Raw genomic sequence first — 21,631 nt, forward strand, 5'->3', positions numbered from 1 at the left:
ATGCTAGAAATTGCAAAAAACATTCTAAAGCGAGAAGCCTTCGCTTTAGAAGAAGCGTCAAATTCTTTAGATGAGAGTTTTTGTGAAGTTGCTAAGATAATTAGTGAATGCAAAGGGAATTTAATCATTGTTGGAGTTGGTAAAAGTGGTATCGTTGGACGCAAAATTGCAGCTTCGTTTGCTAGTTGTGGGGTAAGGTCATTTTTTATTCATGCTAGTGAGTTAATGCACGGAGATTTAGGAAATATTTGTAAAGATGATGTGGTGATTTTAATTTCTTTTAGTGGTAAAAGCGAAGAAGTGTTAAAAATATTACCATTTTTAAATGATAGAAACGCTACTTTAATTAGCATTTCTCAAAGCAATTCTCCATTAGCAAATGCTTGTAGTTTCAATATTGCTACAAATTGCAATGAAGCAATCACAAATCTACCAGCACCTACTAGCTCAACTACTCTAACTCTAGCTTTAGCTGATGCGCTTTTAGCTTGTGTTATTAATTTAAAAGATTTTAGTGTTAGTGATTTTGGTATAAATCATCCAGGTGGAGCATTAGGTAAAAAGTATTATGTAAAAGTTAGTGATTTAATGCATAAAAACAATCTACCGATAATAAGCAAAAATGCTAGTTTAAAAGACGCTATTATTTGTATGAGTAAGGCAAGTTTTGGTTGTGCTTTATTAGTTGATAATGAAAAATTAGTTGGATTTTTAAGTGATGGGGATTTAAGAAGAGCTATGGCTAAGGATGATTTTTCTTTAGAGCAATTAGCCTTAGAATATGCTAGTAAAAATCCTAAAACCATAGAAAAATCAGTTTTAGCACATAAGGCGTTTTCTTATATGAAAGAAAACAAAATATCAATTTTAGTAGTTCTTGAGAATGAAAAAATAATAGGATTATTACAATTATTGGATGAGTGATGAGACTTAATAAATTTATAGCACACAATAGCAAGTATTCAAGAAAAGAAGCTGATAAACTAATAAAAGAAGGCTTAGTAAAGATTAATAACAAAGTTTGCTTAGAAGACTGGAGTGAAGTTGGAATTGATGATAAGGTCTTTGTAAAAGGTAAAAGAATTTATAAAAAAAGTGAATTTAGCGTCATCGTATATCATAAAGATAAAGGCGAATTAGTAAGCCATAAAGATGAGCGTGGAAGAGCCTTGATATATGATAATTTGCCAAGAGATTTTAGACATTTTAATCCTGTTGGAAGATTAGATTTTTCATCAACGGGCATACTTTTATTAGTAGATAGTCCTGTAATAGCTGATTTTTTAATGCAAAGTAACTTAGAGCGTGAATATTACTTAAAAATTAAAGGCACTATAAGTAAAGATGTAATCAATGCTATGGAAAATGGACTTGAGATTGTAAATAGCTTAAAAGGAGCACACCCAAAAAGCAAAATCACAAATCTTAGTCTAAAGCCTTTTTTAGAATATGAGATTTTTGGAAGTAGTGGTGGATATACAAAACTAAGAGTTATTATTGATGAAGGCAAAAATAGAGAATTAAGACGCTTTTTTGCTGAATTTGATTTAGAAGTAGTGGAACTTAAAAGGGTTGCTTTTGGTAGGGTTGATTTGGGTGTATTAAAGCCTAAAAAATATAGATTTTTAACCAATAGCGAATACGAAGATTTAAGAAGCTTTTTAAAAGAAAATAAGGTGTATTATTAATGAAAGATTTAGAGAATTTGTATCAGGAATTTAAAGATTTAAGACATATCATACACGCAAATCCAGAGCTAGGATTTAATGAGTTTAATACCGCAAAATTAGTTGCAAATAAACTAAAAGAATTTGGTTATGAAGTTTATGAAGGCATAGGAAAAACGGGTGTTGTAGGAGTATTAAAGAAAGGAAATTCTACTAAAAGCATAGGTCTTAGAGCTGATATGGATGCACTTAGTATAGAAGAATGCACAGGACTTGATTATGCTAGTAAGAATGGCTGTATGCACGCTTGCGGACACGATGGGCATACGGCAGGATTATTAATGGCTGCTAAGTATTTAGCAAGTGCTAATTTTAATGGAACTCTTAATTTATTTTTTCAACCTGCTGAAGAATGTTGTGATAATGAAATGCTAAGCGGTGCTATGAGAATGATAAAAGATGGAGTTTTAGAACGCTTTAAGGTTGATTATATTTATGGAATTCATAATATGCCAATTTCACAGATGAAAGGCTATGAAAATAAGAAATTCTTTATGAAAAAAGGCGTAATGATGGCAGGTGTAAGTGCTTATAAAGTAGATTTTATAGGCTTAGGCGGACACGCATCGGCTCCACATTTATGCAAAGACCCAATAAGCGTTGCAAATAATTTTGTAAATGCTTTATATACTTTTAAATCTTTAGAATTAAAAGATAGCATTGTAAATGTTACAGGCTTTCTAGCAGGGACTACAAAAGCATTTAATATAATCCCAAATGAAGCTAGTGTTATGATAAATGTAAGAGGTCTTAGCAATCAAGAGCTTGAATTTATTGATACAAGAATTAAAGAATTAGCAACAAACTTAGCAAATGCTTTTAATATAAAAGCTATAGTAAAAAGAGCTGAAAATATAAAAGCTACTATCAATAACGATGAAGCACACGAGTTAGCAAGACTTGCTGCGATTGAGAGTTTTGGTGAAGATGAATGCGAGTTTGAACACCCGCATTTAATGGGTAGTGAAGACTTTTCTGCATTTTTAGATGAGGTTAAAGGAACATATGCTTTTATAAATAACGGAGATAGTGCAAATCTTCATCATCCAGAATATAATTTCAACGATGAAGTATTGCTACTAGCTAGTAAGTATTTTGCAAATTTAGTATTAAATTATTTAAAATAAATTTATTTTTATTAAAAAATTAAATAAATTTATTATTTAGCCGATATAAAAAAGACTATATTTAAAAGGAGAAGATTATGAATGTAGGTTCTGTTAGTAATTCAGGTTTTACGAGTGGCTTACCAAAAAGTGTAAAAACTCAAGATGATGCAAGAAATGCTATAAAAGATAATTTAAAAAATATAGGCATTGACTTAGGAGATAGGGATTTAAGCAGTATTAGTGGTAAGGATATTACAAATGCTTATATAGCACAAAGTATGCAAATTAGCTTTTCTCAATTTAATACTCAAGGAAGCATATTTAGTTTTTCAAAAAATGAAATGCAACTTAATACTTTTCTTGGAACTTTAGGTAAATTAGGTGATGGTTTTGAGAATTTACAAAACTTAACTCCTGCAAAAGCTAAAGAATTAATTAGCGAAGATGGCTATTGGGGTAGTAAGCAAACTGGCGATAGAATAGCTGGTTTTGTTCTAGCTGGTGCTGGAGATGATATTGAAAAGCTAAAAGCAGGTCGTGAAGGAATTATGCGTGGTTTTAAAGACGCCGATAAGACTTTAGGTGGTTTTAGCAAAGGATATGCTGATATTGCGAATGCTACAATTGAACGCGCTGTAAAAGCTATAGATGATAAAATAGCTGAATTAGGCGGCAATGTAGTAGATATAAAAGCTTAATTAAATGCCTATTTTTAGGCATTTAATATTTATAAATAAAAATAATTTCAAATTCTTAAAAACAAATATTCTTATATTAAGACAATTTAAAATAAAAAATTTTCATACTAATTAGATAATTTAATCAATTAATTTTAGCTTTTATAATAAAGTAAAATCATTATATTTTGCACTTATAATTTATACATCATAAAACATTAATTACAAAGTAAAATAATTAAAATATATATTATGAAAATAATTTATTTTTATAAGATTTTGCTATGTATTGATTAAACATTTTATAATTTTTCTCTCTTAAGTAATTCTTTAATACTAGGCTCTATGCTATTAAATTCATTTATATAATTTTTATAAATAAATTCCATAATCTTTAAAATTTTGGTTATTCATAATATATAATAAACTTTTCTTTAAACCATCAATGTATTACATAAAACTCTTTGTATCCAACAATAATATGTAATATAGTAGATAAAAAATGTTCTACTCTATTACATAAAAAATAAAAAATGTTCTACTCTATTACATATTTTTATGTTATCAATACTTGCATATTATAAAAGTATTATTGTGTTAAAAACTATAGCAATGCTTTCAGGTTTATCGCTATATATTCATTAATATTGTAAAAATAAAAATTATTCTTTATATAGCTCAATAATTAATACTATTTTAAAACAACTTTAAATAAAATTACTATTATTTTATTTAAAGGATTAAAGATGATTTCTTTTTTAAGACCTGTCAAAAAGGATAGGGTGATTAAAGATGATGAGTTGCTAAGCACTTATTATAAGTATAGAAAACTTTCATTAAGTGGTGTGTTTGTTGGTTATATGGGATATTATTTAGTAAGAAACAATATTACCCTATCTACTCCATTAATTAAGACTGATTTAGCAGTAAATAATTCTGATATAGGTTTAATTACTGGTTCTATGCTAATTGCTTATGGTATTAGTAAAGGCGTTATGAGTGCTTTAAGTGATAAGGCTGACCCAAAAAGATATATGGCTTTAGGTCTTATTTTATGTGCGTTAATTAATGTATTATTAGGCTTTTGCAATGCTTTATATGCTTATGTAGGTGCTGTTATTGCACTTGGAGTTTTTCAAGGAATGGGCGTTGGACCTAGTTTTATTACTCTTGCTAATTGGTATCCTAAAAAGGAAAGAGGAATTTATACTGCTATTTGGAATATAAGCCATAATATTGGAGGGGGTTTGGTAGCTCCAATTATTTCTAAATCTGTTTTAATATTATCTCCTGTATTAGGGATTGCTGCGGCTGATTTTAATGCTACTTATTGGAAAGTAAATCACTTTTATGTCCCAGCAATTTTAGCCTTGTTAATTAGTGTTTATGTTTTATACGCTGTTAAGGGTAATCCTAAAAATGAAGGGTTAAAAGAATTAAACGAGATTAATAAATTAAGAGGCTATGAAGAAGATATTAAAAACTCAGCTTCAACTACTGATTTAAGTAGTAAAGAAATATTTGTTAAATATGTTCTAAAAAATCCTAATGCTTGGTATGTTGCTTGGATGGATACTTTTGTTTATATGATTAGATTTGGGTTGATAAATTGGCTTCCTATTTATCTTTTATCTGTAAAAGGCTTTAGTAAAGAGCAAATGCATACAGCGTTTTTATTCTTTGAATGGGCTGCAATTCCATCAACAATGTTAGCAGGAATTATATCTGATAGATTATTTAAAGGATATAGAATGCCACCTGCAATTCTTGCTGTTTGTATAATATTTTTTATGATTATTGGATATTTTACGAGCGATAATATTTACTACACTATATTTTTTGCAGCAGCAGCTGGGTGTTTAGTATATGTGCCACAATTTTTAGCAAGTGTTCAAACTATGGAAGTTGTTCCTGCTTTTGCTGTAGGTTCTTGCGTTGGTCTTCGTGGGTTTATGAGCTATGTCGTAGGAGCTTCTTTAGGAACTATGCTTTTAGGTGCTATGGTTGATGCTTTTGGTTGGAATGCAGGTTTATATATGCTTTTATTTGCTTGTATTATGTGTATTGTGTTTTCTTTACTTTGCCACTTTGGTGCTAAGAATAAGAAATTTTAATTTATGAGATTATATTTTTTATTATAACGAAGTTCTAAATTCTTAGAACCAATTAATCCGCCTTGATGAATGTATAAGATATTTTCTTTTAGTTCATCAAGGTTTTCATAAATTGCCTTTAAGCAAACGCTATCATAAAGCAAATCAAACTCAATATCGCTAATATTTTTTGTTAATATAAATAGCTCTTCATAAAGATTTGCAAAATGATATTTTCTAACAGTTTTTAATAATTTTAGCTTGGAATTTGGATTAAGTTTGTTTATTTGTTTTACAAAATATTCATTAGCATTTACGCAAGATGCTGTAAAAACTCTAGCATTTGAAAGTGTGCTTAGATATTTTTCAAGATAAATCGCACTTGTATAAGTCCCACTTGCTAATACCACATCACAATCTAATTCATTTACAATTTTTGCTATTTCTTTTGCCATTTTATAAAAGCCAAATCTAGCATAATCTTCACAAACACCTTCGCTAATTAAAAAGCTATTATTATCATTTTTATGCAAAGTTTTTGCAAATTCTTTAGGATTATTCGCATAATAAATCACAGCATTATTTTCTAATGCACTTTTTAAATTCCCACTAATTTCGCATCTTCTAGCACAGACAAAAGAAAAATTATAATTATTATTTTTAGTCCAGAGTGCTAGTGCTTGCATAGCATTTGATTGACTTGAGCCATAGCAGATTATGTGTTTATAAGGGAGTTTTAAGTCTTTAAATATATCTAATTTTCTTGCTTTATTGCCGTTAATTTCGCCTAATAAATCATCTCTTAAAATAATAATATTTTTATTAAAAATCTTAAGAGTTGAAAACATTTAATACCTTGATAAAATCTTTTTCCTAAAGCAAATCTTAGAAATTATTAGCGAAGTGAAAAATACAAAAGTAATAGTATAAAAATGATAATTTAAAAACATCATCATAGGAACTAGATAAATTATCAAAAACACAAGCATAGCTAAATACTCGTGGCTTTTTTCATACCTTGAGCTAATAATGCTAAATGCTAGTGCGTAATGAACACTTGCAATAGGAAGTAGGCTAAGTAGGACATAAATTACTAATTCTTTTGATTTTGAAGGGGTTTTATAATCTTTCCAATAGTCTTTAAATGATTGAATATTAGTAATTTTTGAATTAATTAAGGTGCTAAAGCTAAGGTTTTTAATCTTTGCGATTTCTGTATTTTGCTTGAAATTATATAGCATTACATTGTCTAAATTAAATGTGATTTTATTATCTTCGTTTAGGATTGTTCCTTGATTGGCTAATAATATTTGTTCGTTTTTAGAATTTGTTTTTGGCAAATATAAAACAATATTTTTATAAATTCCATTCTCTAATTCATCTGCAAAATATATATAATCTCCTAATTTTTGACCAAAATTAGCATTTTTAAGATTAATTTTAGAAAAGGCTTTTTTATAATCAATAAAATTATCATATAAAGAAAAACTAAGCGGCATTAAAACTATGCTAATTACTAATAAAACCAAACTTACTATAAAGGCTAAAAAGCTAATAAAATTAGCTATTTTTCTAGGGTTTAATCCTAGAGAAAAAAGCATAATTATTTCGTTTTCTTTAGATAATCTTAGAATACACATAAAACATGTAATAAAAAAGCTAATAGGAGTAGTAAAAATGATGAGTTTTACACTCATAAGAGAATATAATTTAAATAATTCATATAAGCTTAATTCTATATAAGAAGTAATTTTTGCTATTTGAAATAAGACAATGATAGAGCTTACTAAAAATAGCGTTAAAAATATTGATAAAAAAGAGCCTATGAATTGTCTAAATAAATATTTTTTAATCATTGCACATAATCTAAACAAAATTGCCCAACGCTAGGGAAAAACCATACTAAAGCAAGTCCTATGCTTAAAAATGGTATGAAAGGAACTTGTATGTTTTCCTTGCCTTTTATTCTTAGATACATAAAAACAGGCAAACTCACAACAGCTCCTAAAAATATAGCTACAAAACCAAGTTTAATTCCTAATAACGCTCCAATTAATGCCATTATTTCAATATCAGCTTCGCCCATTACTTGAATACATTCATCATCGCTTTTTGCTTTTGCATTCATTATGCTCTCTATTAAAGATTTTAGCAAATACGCACCACCTGAAAATATTAAAGCATCTTTAAAACTGCTTATTGAATGAGTATAAATTAGAGCAAAAATCAAAGTTAGCATTAAAGTAAAGCTAGGCACAGCAAGGTAGCGAACATCAATAATGCAAAGTGCAAATAATAAGCTAAATGATAATGCTAAGCAAATAGAATAAGCAAGATTTTCTAAACTACTAATATCTATGCAATATAAAAATATAAAGCCAACAATTAGCTCAATTAATGGATACTGAATGCTTATTTTACTTTTACAAAACCCACATTTACCACCTAAAACTAGCCAAGAAATAATAGGGATATTGTGATAGAATTTCAATTTGTTATTACAGCTTCCACAAGAACTTGGCGGATAAAAAACACTTTTTCTCTCAGGTAGTCTTAAAATCAATACATTTAAAAACGAGCCAAAAACAAGCCCAAATATAAAAACTAAAATACTAAACTCCACCGAAATTCCTTTTACAAATTCTATAATTTTTAATAATTTCTTTTAATTCATCTTCTTTAAAATCAGGAAACAAAGTAGGGGTAAAAACAAACTCTGCATAAGCACATTGCCAAAGTAAGAAATTTGAAATCCTAAAATGTCCGCCAGTTCTAATCAATAAATCAACATTGTTTTTAATATCTAAATATTTATTAAAATTATTTTCATCTATTTCTTCATCACTTGCTTTTAATTTTTTAAAAGCTCTTAAAATCTCATCTTTTCCGCCGTAATTTATGCCTAGATTAAAAATAATTCTTGAGTAATTTTTAGTTTTTTCTTCAAACTCATTAATTAAATTCTTAGTATCTACATCAAGAACACTAATATCTCCAAAGCTTTTAAATCTAATTTCGTTTTTTATAAAATTGTTTAATTCACTAGATAAGTATTCTTTAAGTAGTTTGAAAATAAACTCAATTTCTTCTTTAGGTCTTTTCCAATTTTCGGTAGAAAATGCAAACAAACTAAGCTCTAAAACGCCTTCTTCAATACAAGCTTTTACCAATCTTTCAATAGTTTTTGCACCTGCTTTATGCCCGAAACTTCTTAATAAACCTTGATTTTTAGCCCATCTACCATTACCATCCATAATGATTGCTAAATGATTTAACTCGTTCATAAATTTCCTTTATAACTAAGGCTAAAAAAATCATCTTTATAAGTAGTCAATTCTACATTTTGCGAATATTCAAAGCAGATTTTTTGAACCTTAGAAAAGCTAGTTAATATTTTATTATCATTTAAAAAAAGGCTTAATTTAGCAAAAACATCATAATAAATTGCTAATTCATTTTTTTTCTTTCTATATTCAATTAATATAGGTTTTCCTTCAAGCAAACAAGGTAAATATAAAATATCTTCATTCAAAGCAAAAAGCATTGTTTTATAGCATTCATAATCTGATTTTTGATTTGTTTGGATTAATGAATTAATTAGCGTGTATTTAAAATCATCTCTAAAAGCGATTTTTAATAACTCAAAACAATCATAATCAATATAGGCAAAAACCTTATCAGCTTGAAGATTTTTAAAGACTAAACTATCATAAATTTCAGCTAAATAATAAGTATTTGGCTCTAAATTAATGTTTGATTTTGTGGTTAATTCTTTTTTACCAATTAATAATTTGTAGCGATTAAACATTAATTTATCAATTACTTTAAATTTAATTGGCAAAACATCATTAAACATCAGCTTTTACTCTATCAAAAATAATTTTTGCTAAGTTTTCTTTAGTATCAAAATACCCTTCGCTAATGCCTGAATAATCACAGAAAAATATTTCGTTTTTACTTGAGCCAAATTGAGTATGTTCTCCTAAAATATTAAGACATAATAAGCTTAAACCTTTATTTACTAAAGCTTTTTTTGCATTATCATAGGCAGTCTTTTCATCACACTCTAGCTTAAAGCCGATTTTTTTACCCGAAAAATTAAAAGTAGCTAATAAATCATCATTAGGTCTTATTTTGATATTAAATTCTTCATCAAATTCATCTCTTTTTATTTTTCTTTCTTGTTTGATAGGGATAAAATCACTAACCGCAGCACACATAAATAAATAATCAAATTCTTTATAATCTTGCATTAAGGCTTTTAATTCAGCACTTGTATCGTAGCTTAATTGTGTGAAATTTTCATTTTTAATCTCATCACATCTAGCCTTTAAATACACCACATTTGCACCCCTTAAATAAGCTTGTTTAGCTAGTGCATCTGACATAGTTCCACTTGAATAATTTCCTATATTTCTTACCAAATCAATGCTCTCACGAGTGCCGCCACCTGTTATTAAAATATTTTTTCCCATATAGAATTTATCTTTATAAATTTCTCTTAAAGTTGCTAGAAAAATATCTTTTGTATTAGCTAAAGCTCCTATGCCAAATTCTTTACAAGCTAAGGTTTTGCTAATTGGCTTTACTATTTTTACACCTAAACTCTTTAAATATTCTAAGCTTTTTTGTGTTTGACTTGCTAAATACATATTAGTATTTGCTGCAGGTGCTATTATTAGTGGTTTGTTTGAAGCAATTAAGGTGCTTAAAAATACATTATCACAAACTCCATTAGCTAGTTTATTTATTGAATTAACACTAGCAGGAGCAAATACAACAGCATCACAATCTTTTGAAAACATTATGTGATTTTTATCATTTTCCCAGCTTTCATTCTCACTTGTTAAAACACTTTCACATAATGCTTCATAAGCTAATTTATTGACGAATTTCAAAGCCCCATCACTTAATAAAGCTTTTACTTTAATTCCTTCTTCTTTAAACATAGAAATTAATTCAAAGCTTTTATAAAAGCTAATACTTCCACTAACACATAATAATACTTTCATTAAAAATCCTTAAAATTATTAAAAATCACGCCTTTATTACGTTCTATAAATAAATCTTTTGCTTTTAATTTAGCAGCGTCTTTATTGCTAATCGTGCTACCTGCTGCAATTAAAGTATCGCTAGGTATGTTAATTGGTGCTATTAGGTTTGAGTTTGAGCCTATGAAGACATTTTTACCGATTTTGCTTAGGTGTTTGTTTTTGCCATCGTAATTACAAATTATCACACCACAGCCAATATTTACACCACTACTAATCTCGCAATCTCCTAAATAAGCTAAATGCCCAGCTTTTACATTTTCTAATTTTGCATTTTTGCATTCTACGAAATTACCGATTTTACTATCTTTAATAACGCATTTTGGACGAATTCTAGCCATTGGCCCTATGCTTGAATTAATTATCTCACTATTTTCTATAACGCTATTTGCTAAGATTTTTGAGCTTTTTATAATAGAATTTGCCTTAATCACAACTCCGCTTTCAATCTCACAATCATTGCTAATTTGTGTATCAAGCTCTATGAAAATACTATCTTTATTATGCATAACAACGCCATTTATAAGCAATTCATCTTTTATTCTTTTTTGCATAATTTGCTCGGCTTGTTCTAAATCTAATTTATTATTAATGCCTAAAAACTCAATCTCATCAAAGGTGCATTCACTAACGCTTATTTTATCATCTATAGCCATTTTGATAATATCAGTTAGATAATATTCTTTTTGAGCGTTGTTGTTGTTTAGCTTAGGAATGTAAGTTTTTAATATATCTTTACTTATTTTATAAATTCCAGCATTACACAAAGTGCATTTTAATTCTTCATTGTTTGCATCTTTTGTTTCTACAATTTTACTTATTTTGTCGTTTTCTTTAATCACTCTTCCGTAAGAATTAGCACTATATTTATTAAAAGTGCTTAAAACTATTTTAGAATTTGTATTAGCTATAATTTTTAGACTATTTTGTGTGATTAAAGGCATATCAGCATTTAAAATCAACGCTTCTTCGTATTTTGGCTCATAATTTATTAAAGCCCCGCCTGTGCCTTTATGATTTTGCATATCTTGATATATATATTTTAAATTAGAATAATCTTTTAAATGCTCTTTTATAGCGTCTGCTTGATGGTGTAAAATCAAAGTTATATCATCACTAAGTTGCAAAGCATTTTCAATAATAATTTTAATTAAAGATTTCCCACAAATTGTATGCAAAGGTTTTGCTAAATTACTATTCATTCTAGTGCCAAAACCAGCTGCTAGTATTACTATGCTTAATTTCATATTTTTCCTTTAGATTTTAAGAAAATGTTAGCAAGTTTTGGATAACATTTTTAAAAACTATTTAAGGAAATTAGTGAAAAAACTATTGCTTTTATTATTGTTTTCAGTGTTTATTTATGCTGATACTCCACTTAGCGTTCCTACATTAAATCTAAATCTAAGCGCACCAGAAACGCCTAGCCAATTAGTAACTACTTTAAATGTAGTCATAGTTTTAACTATATTGGCTTTAGCTCCTAGTATTATATTTGTATGCACTTCGTTTTTAAGATTAGTTATAGTGTTTTCGTTTATGAGACAAGCTATGGGAACACAAGCAATGCCGCCTAATACAATTTTAATATCTTTAGCACTTGTGATAACTTTTTTTATAATGCAACCAGCTGCTAATAAATCTTATGAAACAGGAATTAAGCCTTATTTAGAAGAAAAAATAGGTTATGAAGAAGCATTTGCATTAAGTGTTAAGCCGTTTAAAGAATTTATGCTTAAAAATACTAGAGAAAAGGATTTAGCACTATTTTATCGCTTAAGAAATATTGATAATCCTAAGAGTATTGATGATGTAGATTTAGTAACTTTAGTTCCTGCTTTTATGATTAGTGAATTAAAAACTGCATTTGAGATAGGATTTTTGCTATACTTACCTTTTTTAGTAATTGATATGGTTGTATCATCAGTATTAATGGCTATGGGTATGATGATGTTGCCGCCGGTTATGATATCTTTACCATTTAAAATTCTAATTTTTGTCTTAGTCGATGGTTGGAATTTATTAATTGGTAATTTGGTTAAAAGTTTTACATAGGAAAAAATATGAAAAAATTATCTTTAATTTTATTAAGTCTTAGTTTGCTGAATGCAACTAGCTTAAAAACTATGCTAGAAAGTATTGAGAATAATGAGCAGTTAAAAGCTAAAAATTATGAAACTTTAAGCAAAGAAGAAAGTGCAAAAAGCGTAAAATACAAATACTATCCTAGTGCTACTTTACAAGTTGGATTTGTTAGTTTTGATTATGATAGATATATAATAAATCCAAATAATTTAACAAATGTAAGTGTAGCAATAGATGCTTTAATTTATGATGGTAAAAGAAATTCTAATATAAATCTTGCGAAAAAAAATCACGAATTAAGTCAAATTGAATTAGAAAAGGCTAAAAATGAATTGGAATTTAATTTAGTAAGTTTATATTATTCTTATTTAGCTTTAATGGAAAATATTGAATATAAAGAGCAGAATTTAAAATATTTAAATGCAAGTTTAGATAGACTAAAAAGTCTTAATAAAGTAGGTTTAAGACCTAAGGATGAATTAGAAATCTTTAATGCAAAAGTTGAATCAAATAAAAGTGAATTAAGTTCTTTATATTATCAAAAAGATGAGATATTAAGTAATATTTATTTGATAACTAATAATAATTTTATTCCTACAAAAGGCAGTGCTATTATTTATGAAGATAGTGCTAATAAATCTTATGATATTAAAATAAATTCTTTAAAAGAAGAGATGAGCGAGCTTAATAAGGATTTATCATTAGCACCATTTAAACCTACTATTTTTGTAAAAAATATTGTGGGATTTTCAAAAAATAATTTCAATTATTCTTTATATGCTCCGTTTGATATGATAGTAAAAGAAAGAGTAAAAGAAAAAATGTTTTCAAATATATTTATGCTAGGTTTATCTTGGAATGTTTTTTCTTTTGGAGCTGATAAAAAAGCTTATGAGAGTGCAAAACTTAGTAATTTAGCTGCTAAAGAAATGAATATATATAGCAAAAAATCAGTTAGTGAAAAGGAAAAACTATTAATTCAAAAAATTGCATCTATACAAGAAGAAATAAATGCTAATGAAAAGCTTTTAAATGCTAGCAAAATTGCTTATGAGAGTATTGCTAAAAAATATGAAGCTGGACTTGTTGGATATGTTGAATATTTAAATTCTTTAGAAACTATGCAAGGAGCTTTGGCGAAGCTTAGCTTAAGTAAAGCTAAATTTGAAATATCTAAGGCAGAATTATTACTTGCTAAAGGTATCATTATTAAAGATTTTGTAATTGATTTATAGGAGAAATGTTGAAAAAATTATTATTTTTGTTAATTAGTCTTAATTTATTTGCAGATTCTATTTATGCTAGTTTTGATGTGGTTGCTCAAAAAAGTGCTAAATTGTCATTGCAGTCTTTTGGAATTGTAAATAAGATTAATGTAGATGTAGGTAAAAGCGTGAAAAAAGGTGATATTTTATTAGAACTTGATAGTTCAATTGAGCAAGTTGGATTAGAAGAATCAAATGTTCAACAAAAATTAGCAAATGAAGCTTTAACTTTAGCAATTAGCACTCTTAAAAGATACGAGCAAGTAAAATCAGTATTGAATGAACAAATTTTAGATGAAATTAATTTTAAAAAAAGCGAAGCAGAACAAAGACTAAAATCAGCAAGAATGTCTAGTAAAAAATATGAAACTTTAATAAATCAAAAAAAATTAAAAGCTCCTTTTGATGGAGTAATTACGGCAAAATATATTGAAGTTGGAGAAGGCGTAGCAAGTCCTAATCAACCTTTATTAATTTTAGATAGTTACCCTGAAGTTAAATTACTTTTAAGTTTTGATGAAAAGTATTCTGATAAGGTTAAAGTAGGTAATACTTATGAATATAGTATAAATGGTTTAAATATGAAGGGTGTAATTAGTAAGGTATATCCAAATATAGATATAAAAACTAGAAAAATTTATGCAGAAGTCTTAGCAAATGATATACAAATTGGTTCATTTGGAGATGGTTATATTATTACGGATAAATAAATGTTAAAAATTGCAATTAATAGACCTGTTACTATTTTGATGACTTTTTTAGGGTTATTGATTTTTGGTGTTATATCAATTTTTACAATGCCTATTAATTTATATCCTAATGTTGATATTCCACTTGTTAAAATCACTACATTTGCAAATGCTGATTTAAGCTATGTAGAATCTCAAATTACTAAAAAGTTAGAAAATCAAATTTCAGGTGTTAGCCAGATAAAAAGAATTAGTTCAAAAAGTTTTAATAATCTAAGCGTAATAGTCGTAGAATTTGAACTAGGTAAAGATTTAGAAATAGCAGTAAATGATATTCGTGAAAAAATATCAAAAATAAAATTAGAATATCCACCTAGCGTTGAAAAAGTCTCATCTGATGCAGGTGCGGTTATGAGTATTTTTATTTCATCTAAGCAATTAGATGATAAGGCTTTGATGCAAATTATTGAAGATGATATAGAAGGTGATTTCCAGCGTATAAAGGGCGTTGGAGAAGTTAAAATGGTAGGTTATTTAAAAAATAACATAAAAATAGATTTAAATTTAGATGAATTAAATAAATACCATATTAATTCTTTAGATGTAGCAAAACTAATAAAAATGCAGAATTTTAAAACTTTTTTAGGAAGTATTGAAAATGAAGCTAAAAATATAACTATTAAAGGTTATTTCGACTCAAATAGTATAGAAGAATTAGAGCAATTAAGAATAGCTCCAGGAGTATTTTTAAAAGATGTAGCAGATATTAGTATAGGATATACTTTAAAAGATAGTTATGCTCATTTTAATGGAGATAATGGGGTTTTAGTAGAGCTTAAAAAAATCACAGGTCAAAATAGCTTAGAAGTTGCTAAAAATATTAAACAAGCCTTAATAGGTATTCAAGATTATCATAAAAATATAGAATTTGAAGTTGTTTATGATAAATCAGAAAATATTACAAAGCATATAAATCAAGTTGTATTTGATATGTGTTTAGGGGTGATTTTAACAATTTTAATAGTATTTTTATTTTTAAGAAATATTAGTGCTACTATTATTGCTAGCATTGCAATTCCTACTTCAATTATTTCAAGTTTTTTTCTAATAGATTTATTTGGATACGATTTAAATCGCTTGACATTAATAGCACTTACTTTATCTATTGGTATATTCGTAGATGATGCAATAGTTGTAATTGAAAATATTAGTAAAAAAATTAAGGCAGAGAAAAATGCTTTATATGCAAGCTATGAAGGTATTAAGGATATTGCTTTTTCTGTATTTAGTATCAGTATAGTTTTATTATGCGTGTTTATTCCGATTTCGTTTATGAATAGTATTTCTGGTTTGTTTTTTAATACATTAGGAATGAGTGTTGCCTTTGGAGTAATTATATCGTTTTTAGTTTGTGTATTTTTAGTCCCAACCATTAGTGCTAGGTTTTTAAATACCAACGAGAGTAAATTTCACGATAGAACAGAAAAATATTTTATTAAATTAGAAAGTTGGTATGAAAATACACTTGATACTATATTAGAATATAAAAAGATTTTTATAGGTATTATTTTAATTTTATGTGCTTTATCTTTTTCTTTAGCACCTAAAATAGGACTTGATTTCTTACCTATGGAAGATGATAGCGAACTACAAGTTCAAATAGAATCTAAAAAAGATTTATCAATAGAAGTTATGGAAGCTAAATCTTTAGAAGTCTTAAAGCAAATTAAAGAAAATAAAAATGTAGATTATGCTTATTTATTAGTAGGCTACGATGATGCAAAAGATAGAAAAAAATCTAAAATATATGTTAAGCTAAAACCTTTAAATGAAAGAACCGAAAGACAAAAAGAAGTAGTATCTAATCTAAGAGATAGTTTGAGTTTAAAAGAATTTAAAATCAAAGTTTTAGAAATACCTAAATTTGAAGGTGCAGGTATTGATGAGCCAGTTCAATTTGTATTATTGGGTGATGATTTTTCTTCTTTAGTAAGTGCTAGTAGAAGAGCGAAAAATATTTTAAGTGAATTAAAAGGTGTTGTTGATATTAGTGATGATATTGATGCTTATGCAGATGTTTTAGCTATTTATATAGATAAAGAAAAAGCAAGAAAATTAAATGTAAATACCCAAGAATTAGCAGGGATAATCCAAACTTCTTTTGCTCACGCTAATGTTGGGGTTTTAGATGGTTTAAAAGATAGTAAAGATATATTTATTCAACTTGAAAAAGTATCTAAAGAAGATATGAAATCACTTGAAAAAATACAAATAAGAACTATGGATAATAATGTAATTAGTTTATTAAATGTAGTAAATATCAAACTAATTAAGGATAGCAGTAGTATCAATAGACTTAATAAAACTCGTTCTGTAAAAATTACTGCAGGAGTTGATAGAGTTTCTTTAGATGAGGTAAAAACAAAACTAGAAACTAATATGAGTAAAATTATGCAAAATACTGGATTAAGATATACATTTACTGGTTTTATTGACCTTTTAGAAGAAACGATTATTGGTTTTATTATGGTTATGATTTTGTCGTTTTTATTAATTTATTTAGTATTAGCAGCTCTTTACGAAAGCTTTATTGTTCCATTTGTAATAATGATTACAATGCCGCTTGCGTTTGCAGGAGCTTGTATTGGTCTTTATTTGACAGGCAATACATTTTCTTTATTTGTTTTGGTTGCTCTTATTTTATTATTTGGAATGGTTGGCAAAAACGCAATTTTATTAATTGATGTTGCAAATAAATTATGTGATAGTGGAATAGGGGTTAAAGAAGCTCTTAAAATAGCTGGTAAAAGTAGAATTAGAGCGATATTAATGACTACGATTGCTATGATTTTTGCAATGCTACCTTTAGCTATTTCACACGGAGCTGGTTATGAGAGCAATTCTCCTATGGCAGTTGCAGTAATTAGTGGTCTTATTAGTTCAACTATATTAACACTTTTTGCTATTCCTGCAATTTATGAAGTGTGCTATAAATTAGATAGAAAGTTAAAAAGAATTTATAAAAGAGATTTAATTTAAGGTTTTTTATCTTTTGGATAAAAAACCTAAGTTTTAAAATGAATAGCCTAATCCTATTCCAAAATTAACACCTTTACCTACTAAATTATTATCATAACCTATTTTTACTTGAGTATAAAATCCATTAAGTTGTCTTGAAATACTATAACCTAATGATATATCTCCTGATAGGACTGATTTTTCTTTTATATTATTGTTTGTGTAGTGTTTGGCAAATAATCTCATTCCAAGTATTAAATTGCTGTCTAAATATGATTTAGCAGCAATTCCTAGCATTAATAGATTTGATTTTAAATTCTTATTAAAATTAGCGTTTTTTATAATATCACTACTTAAATTATAGTTAGCCTTTTCATATCCTACACCGCCTAATAAAGAAAGCGATATATTGTAAATATCATTATAAAATCCATATCCACCTAAAGCTGTGAAAATATATAAATCAATATCAGTTTTGCTTCCTTGGTTGCCTATAAAAAACCTTGAATATATATTAAAATGGCTAAAATCTATTCCACCTACAAAATCATTATCATAATTATCCATTTTATATAAATATACACTTGCGTTTAAGGTGCTAGATAAATCATTGTCAAAAATATTATTTTTGTCTTTAATACTTGCACCTAGAGTGTTAAATTCTATAAAAGTTTGAGATATTAATAAATTGCTACAACAAAGTAAAGAAAAAATGATTTTTTTCATAAAAACTCCTTAAATAATTTATACAAATAATATTTGCATAGGTAATTATATTTTAAATATTATATCTATGGATAATATAAATAATAATTTTTATTAATTAGTATTTTTATTAAATAATAAAGCTTTTTTGATTTATAAGATACAATTTTAAATTCTTTTAAGAAAATATAAATATTTATGATAATTTTAAGTCTTTATTATAAGTAGTATATTTTGTAGATAAAAATAAGGCTTTAGGTAGTTTTTGTGATTAAGCATATTAAATCATATATTATTTTTATATTTTTTTAAGGATATATAAAATCTCTTTTACATGGATTTTACGATTATTTAGATTTCTACTTGCTCTAAAGGTATTATATTTTTGCTCTAATATATTTAAGCTACCAAATTTTAAAAGAGTGTTTTTAAATTCATCTTCACTTATTATACCTTCGTTGTTATATGAGATTAAAATTATTTTTGCTTTTAGATTTTTTATTAGCTCAAAAAAGCTTTCGCTAGCTGTTTTTTTAGAATTATAAACGCTTTTATTCCAATCCTTTGTAATACCTGAAACCTTAGAAATATCTTGTGGTTTAATATAATTTGTAATTAGATTTAGCATAAAATAATTTGAGCCATAAGGGTGTTGATTGTAAGGTGGGTCAATATAGCATAAATCACAATCAAGCTCATTTGCTAAAACATTTGCGTCTTGCCAAAACACATTAAAAGGCACATTATGGTTTGAAAAAATAGGCATTGCTAATTCAATATTGGCAGTAATTCTACTAAGAGCATTTTTGCCACTTCCACCCCATTGTCCTATGCCATTTTTATTCTTGTAAAAGCCTTTAAAAACACCACTTGTATTTACTTTTACACTAGCTTCGTATAAAAGTGGTGCTAAAAAGTATTTTTTATATTTGTGATTTTCTAGTAATAATCTTGCCGTATCAATATAACTAGCATTATAATTTGTATAAAAAGCTCTATCATTTTGAGTGATATTGAGCTCATCTTTAGGAGAGTAAAGCTCTCTTATAAAGCCGTTTTCATTAAAATTATTAATGATTTGCTCTTTTAGTTTTTTATGCTCTATTTCAAGCTCTTTATAAAAATTATTATCAATATTTGATAAATAGCATTCGTTGATTGTTTTACTATAGCTTTCTAAATCATTTGCTATTAAATAGCTTGAGTGTTGTTTTAAAAATCTTGCGACAATGCCACTACCACTAAACAAATCAACCGAGCTTAATTTATCTTTTTTAAGCTCGGTTTTTGCATATTTTACGCCTTTTTCAATAAAGCCTAATAATGAGCGTTTATTGCCTAAATAAGTAATTATTTGTTCGCTTAAATAGGCTTTGTTTTCTTGCATTAAAACGCTTTTTTAGCTAGATTTATAACAGCTTCGTTAAACTCACTAACCTTAGCAAATTCTAAGCCTTGAGCAAGTGCTGCGGTGCCATAAGCTATAAATGCTAGATTTTTAAGGCTATCTTCGTTATTTTCGTTTATTAGTTTTGCTACTAATTCGTGTTTTGCATTTAGTTGTAAAACACCTTTAGCATTCATTTTTTCTCCGCTAAATTGAGCCATCATTTTAGCCATCATATATTCTTGGTCTTTAGTATCATAAACTAAGCTTGATAATGAGCTTTCTAAAGAATTAGATAAAACTACTTCTTTTACATCATTTTCTAATATTTTGCTTAGTTTTTCACAAAAGCCTTTTTGCTCTTCGTTTAATTCATCTTTTTTGATTTCATCAACTTCGTTTATAGCTTTTAAATCAAAATCTTTATATTTATGAACCATAGGAATTACAATTGGGTCAATCTTGTCGCTTAAAAGCAATACATTTATGCCATTTTTTTTGTAGCTTTCAAGTAAAGGTGAGTGTTTTAATAATTCTTTATTTTCACCGATTAGATAATAAATAGTTTTATTTTCGCCTAAATTAGCACAATATTCATCAAGTGTGATTTGAGTATCGTTTTGACTATTATCAAATTTACATAATGTTAAAATCTCATCTTTGTTTGCACTTGGGTCAAACAATGCTTCTTTTAATACAGCACCAAATAATTTATAAAACTCATCATATTTATTAGCATCATTTTTTTGTAATTTTTCTAATTCACCTAAAATCTTTTTAGTGCTGATTTCTTTTATTTTTCTTAAAATTACATTTTCTTGTAGTATCTCACGGCTTACATTTAAAGGTAAATCCTCAACATCAAGCACACCTTTAATAAATCTTAAGTAACTTGGTAAAATCTCTTCTTTTTCGCTAATTAATACTCTTTTTACATAAAGTTTTATACCTTTTTCATAATCTACTCTATATAAATCGTGTGGAGCATTTGCAGGGATAAAAAATAAGCTTGAATATTCTAAAGAACCACCTTCGCTTTTGGTATGAACATATAAAATCGGCTCTTTGCTATCATAACTTATGCCTTCGTAGAATTTTATATAATCTTCTTTTTTAAGACTAGCTTTGTTTTCTCTCCATAAAGCTTTTGCTTTATTGATTTGCTCGAATTTTAATTCAGTTTTAGCGTTTTCTCCTTCGCCAACACTTATCTCTTTTTCTAAGAAAATTGGATAAGAAATATGATTTGAATACTTACTAACTAGGTTTTCAATAGTGTGAGTGTTTAAAAACTCATCATCTTTTAAATGTAGAACTATTTTTGTGCCAAAACTATCTTTATTTGTTTTAGTGATTTCATAACCATTTGTATCAGAACTCCATAAAAACGAATCATTGCTTAAGGCTTTTTTAGTATAAACTTCAATTTTATTTGCAACCATAAATGCTGAATAAAATCCAACACCAAATTGACCTATCAAATCGCTATTTTTCTTAGCATCTTCACTTAAATTTTCTAAGAATTTCTTAGTTCCACTTGAAGCAATTGTGCCTAAATTATTATTTAAATCAGCTTCGTCCATACCTATGCCGTTATCTTCTATGATTAACAATTTAGCGTCTTTATTAATGTTAATTTTAATACTAGGATTAAAGCTAATTCCTTTATAAGCTTCATCGCTAAGGCTTAAGAAATTTAGCTTATCTATAGCGTCGCTTGAGTTTGATATAAGCTCTCTTAAAAATATTTCTTTATTTGAGTAAAGTGAATGAATCATTAAATTAAGTAATTGATTTACTTCGGTTTTAAATTCCATATTTTCTC

General features: G+C 27.2%; 19 protein-coding genes. 9 read left to right on the plus strand and 10 right to left on the minus strand.

Translation table 11 applies throughout. The features are described 5' to 3' along the window. From AVBRAN12654_RS02885 to AVBRAN12654_RS02905, 5 genes are all read left to right on the plus strand, one after another. Positions 1–924: a KpsF/GutQ family sugar-phosphate isomerase gene (locus tag AVBRAN12654_RS02885; RefSeq protein WP_214117346.1), complete on the plus strand. Its 924-nt coding sequence runs from the start codon at positions 1–3 to the stop codon at positions 922–924. Next, positions 924–1,688 (plus strand): pseudouridine synthase, encoded by a 765-nt coding sequence (locus tag AVBRAN12654_RS02890; protein WP_214120204.1) that lies wholly within the window; start codon positions 924–926, stop codon positions 1,686–1,688. The genes AVBRAN12654_RS02885 and AVBRAN12654_RS02890 overlap by 1 nt, the downstream gene beginning before the upstream one ends. Then, positions 1,688–2,854, plus strand: coding sequence for an amidohydrolase (locus tag AVBRAN12654_RS02895; protein ID WP_336613890.1), 1,167 nt, complete (start codon positions 1,688–1,690; stop codon positions 2,852–2,854). Before AVBRAN12654_RS02890 ends, AVBRAN12654_RS02895 begins: the two co-directional genes overlap by 1 nt. Positions 2,855–2,931: 77 nt before the next feature. Beyond that, entirely contained in the window at positions 2,932–3,534 is a 603-nt protein-coding gene (locus tag AVBRAN12654_RS02900; RefSeq protein WP_214117343.1) for a hydrogenase-4 component G, read from the plus strand. Positions 3,535–4,259: 725 nt separating this feature from the next. Then, a complete protein-coding gene (locus AVBRAN12654_RS02905; RefSeq protein WP_214117342.1) occupies positions 4,260–5,627 on the plus strand; it encodes an MFS transporter in 1,368 nt (455 codons plus the stop codon). Here the strand turns inward: AVBRAN12654_RS02905 and AVBRAN12654_RS02910 are convergent. Genes AVBRAN12654_RS02910 through glmU form a run of 7 tightly spaced genes read right to left on the minus strand, consistent with a single transcriptional unit; the run spans position 5,624 to position 11,904 of the window. Then, positions 5,624–6,454: a 1-aminocyclopropane-1-carboxylate deaminase gene (locus AVBRAN12654_RS02910; protein ID WP_336613891.1), complete on the minus strand. Its 831-nt coding sequence runs from the start codon at positions 6,452–6,454 to the stop codon at positions 5,624–5,626. The two genes, AVBRAN12654_RS02905 and AVBRAN12654_RS02910, sit on opposite strands and share 4 nt — an antisense overlap. Beyond that, positions 6,455–7,480, minus strand: coding sequence for an LptF/LptG family permease (locus AVBRAN12654_RS02915; protein WP_214117340.1), 1,026 nt, complete (start codon positions 7,478–7,480; stop codon positions 6,455–6,457). Next, positions 7,459–8,229, minus strand: a complete 771-nt coding sequence (locus AVBRAN12654_RS02920) for a prepilin peptidase (protein ID WP_336613892.1) — start codon at positions 8,227–8,229, stop codon at positions 7,459–7,461. The genes AVBRAN12654_RS02915 and AVBRAN12654_RS02920 overlap by 22 nt, the downstream gene beginning before the upstream one ends. Continuing rightward, on the minus strand, positions 8,219–8,890 hold the full coding sequence (uppS, locus tag AVBRAN12654_RS02925; protein WP_214149817.1) for a polyprenyl diphosphate synthase: 672 nt from the start codon (positions 8,888–8,890) through the stop codon (positions 8,219–8,221). The genes AVBRAN12654_RS02920 and uppS overlap by 11 nt, the downstream gene beginning before the upstream one ends. Beyond that, on the minus strand, positions 8,887–9,462 hold the full coding sequence (locus AVBRAN12654_RS02930) for a hypothetical protein (protein WP_214117337.1): 576 nt from the start codon (positions 9,460–9,462) through the stop codon (positions 8,887–8,889). Before AVBRAN12654_RS02930 ends, uppS begins: the two co-directional genes overlap by 4 nt. Next, entirely contained in the window at positions 9,455–10,618 is a 1,164-nt protein-coding gene (gene coaBC, locus AVBRAN12654_RS02935) for a bifunctional phosphopantothenoylcysteine decarboxylase/phosphopantothenate--cysteine ligase CoaBC (RefSeq protein WP_214117336.1), read from the minus strand. Before coaBC ends, AVBRAN12654_RS02930 begins: the two co-directional genes overlap by 8 nt. Next, positions 10,618–11,904: a bifunctional UDP-N-acetylglucosamine diphosphorylase/glucosamine-1-phosphate N-acetyltransferase GlmU gene (gene glmU, locus AVBRAN12654_RS02940; protein WP_239802981.1), complete on the minus strand. Its 1,287-nt coding sequence runs from the start codon at positions 11,902–11,904 to the stop codon at positions 10,618–10,620. The genes coaBC and glmU overlap by 1 nt, the downstream gene beginning before the upstream one ends. Positions 11,905–11,977: 73 nt before the next feature. Here glmU and fliP point away from each other — a divergent pair, with 73 nt between their 5' ends. The 4 genes from fliP to AVBRAN12654_RS02960 are packed head-to-tail and all read left to right on the plus strand — an operon-like array spanning position 11,978 to position 17,735. Next, positions 11,978–12,712, plus strand: coding sequence for a flagellar type III secretion system pore protein FliP (gene fliP / locus AVBRAN12654_RS02945; RefSeq protein ID WP_214117334.1), 735 nt, complete (start codon positions 11,978–11,980; stop codon positions 12,710–12,712). Positions 12,713–12,720: 8 nt separating this feature from the next. Continuing rightward, on the plus strand, positions 12,721–13,977 hold the full coding sequence (locus tag AVBRAN12654_RS02950) for a TolC family protein (protein WP_336613893.1): 1,257 nt from the start codon (positions 12,721–12,723) through the stop codon (positions 13,975–13,977). 8 nt (positions 13,978–13,985) lie between these two features. Further along, on the plus strand, positions 13,986–14,717 hold the full coding sequence (locus AVBRAN12654_RS02955; RefSeq protein WP_214117332.1) for an efflux RND transporter periplasmic adaptor subunit: 732 nt from the start codon (positions 13,986–13,988) through the stop codon (positions 14,715–14,717). Further along, a complete protein-coding gene (locus tag AVBRAN12654_RS02960; RefSeq protein ID WP_336613894.1) occupies positions 14,718–17,735 on the plus strand; it encodes an efflux RND transporter permease subunit in 3,018 nt (1,005 codons plus the stop codon). It abuts the gene before it with no gap. A 33-nt stretch (positions 17,736–17,768) separates the two neighbouring features. Here the strand turns inward: AVBRAN12654_RS02960 and AVBRAN12654_RS02965 are convergent, their stop codons facing one another. The 3 genes from AVBRAN12654_RS02965 to htpG form a co-directional block, all read right to left on the minus strand. Continuing rightward, complete coding sequence (locus AVBRAN12654_RS02965; RefSeq protein ID WP_336613895.1) at positions 17,769–18,440, minus strand: hypothetical protein; 672 nt, start codon at positions 18,438–18,440, stop codon at positions 17,769–17,771. A 277-nt stretch (positions 18,441–18,717) separates the two neighbouring features. Then, entirely contained in the window at positions 18,718–19,806 is a 1,089-nt protein-coding gene (locus AVBRAN12654_RS02970; protein WP_336613896.1) for a DNA adenine methylase, read from the minus strand. Then, the gene (gene htpG, locus AVBRAN12654_RS02975; RefSeq protein ID WP_336613897.1) at positions 19,806–21,623 is read right to left on the minus strand and encodes a molecular chaperone HtpG; all 1,818 of its coding nucleotides are present in this window, start codon (positions 21,621–21,623) and stop codon (positions 19,806–19,808) included. The genes AVBRAN12654_RS02970 and htpG overlap by 1 nt, the downstream gene beginning before the upstream one ends. Positions 21,624–21,631: the final 8 nt, after the last annotated feature.

It is taken from the genome of Campylobacter sp. RM12654, assembly GCF_020137585.1.
In the GTDB taxonomy this organism is placed as follows: Bacteria; Campylobacterota; Campylobacteria; order Campylobacterales; family Campylobacteraceae; genus Campylobacter_E.

Bases quoted from the DNA above. Each gene is read 5' to 3' on its own strand.
- AVBRAN12654_RS02965 (WP_336613895.1), bottom strand. From the start codon at position 18,440: ATGAAAAAAATCATTTTTTCTTTACTTTGTTGTAGCAATTTATTAATA.
- AVBRAN12654_RS02930 (WP_214117337.1), bottom strand. From the start codon at position 9,462: ATGTTTAATGATGTTTTGCCAATTAAATTTAAAGTAATTGATAAATTA.
- uppS (WP_214149817.1), bottom strand. From the start codon at position 8,890: ATGAACGAGTTAAATCATTTAGCAATCATTATGGATGGTAATGGTAGA.
- AVBRAN12654_RS02970 (WP_336613896.1), bottom strand. From the start codon at position 19,806: ATGCAAGAAAACAAAGCCTATTTAAGCGAACAAATAATTACTTATTTA.
- AVBRAN12654_RS02950 (WP_336613893.1), top strand. From the start codon at position 12,721: ATGAAAAAATTATCTTTAATTTTATTAAGTCTTAGTTTGCTGAATGCA.
- AVBRAN12654_RS02960 (WP_336613894.1), top strand. From the start codon at position 14,718: ATGTTAAAAATTGCAATTAATAGACCTGTTACTATTTTGATGACTTTT.
- AVBRAN12654_RS02900 (WP_214117343.1), top strand. From the start codon at position 2,932: ATGAATGTAGGTTCTGTTAGTAATTCAGGTTTTACGAGTGGCTTACCA.
- AVBRAN12654_RS02890 (WP_214120204.1), top strand. From the start codon at position 924: ATGAGACTTAATAAATTTATAGCACACAATAGCAAGTATTCAAGAAAA.
- htpG (WP_336613897.1), bottom strand. From the start codon at position 21,623: ATGGAATTTAAAACCGAAGTAAATCAATTACTTAATTTAATGATTCAT.
- AVBRAN12654_RS02905 (WP_214117342.1), top strand. From the start codon at position 4,260: ATGATTTCTTTTTTAAGACCTGTCAAAAAGGATAGGGTGATTAAAGAT.
- AVBRAN12654_RS02885 (WP_214117346.1), top strand. From the start codon at position 1: ATGCTAGAAATTGCAAAAAACATTCTAAAGCGAGAAGCCTTCGCTTTA.
- AVBRAN12654_RS02895 (WP_336613890.1), top strand. From the start codon at position 1,688: ATGAAAGATTTAGAGAATTTGTATCAGGAATTTAAAGATTTAAGACAT.
- glmU (WP_239802981.1), bottom strand. From the start codon at position 11,904: ATGAAATTAAGCATAGTAATACTAGCAGCTGGTTTTGGCACTAGAATG.
- AVBRAN12654_RS02910 (WP_336613891.1), bottom strand. From the start codon at position 6,454: ATGTTTTCAACTCTTAAGATTTTTAATAAAAATATTATTATTTTAAGA.
- coaBC (WP_214117336.1), bottom strand. From the start codon at position 10,618: ATGAAAGTATTATTATGTGTTAGTGGAAGTATTAGCTTTTATAAAAGC.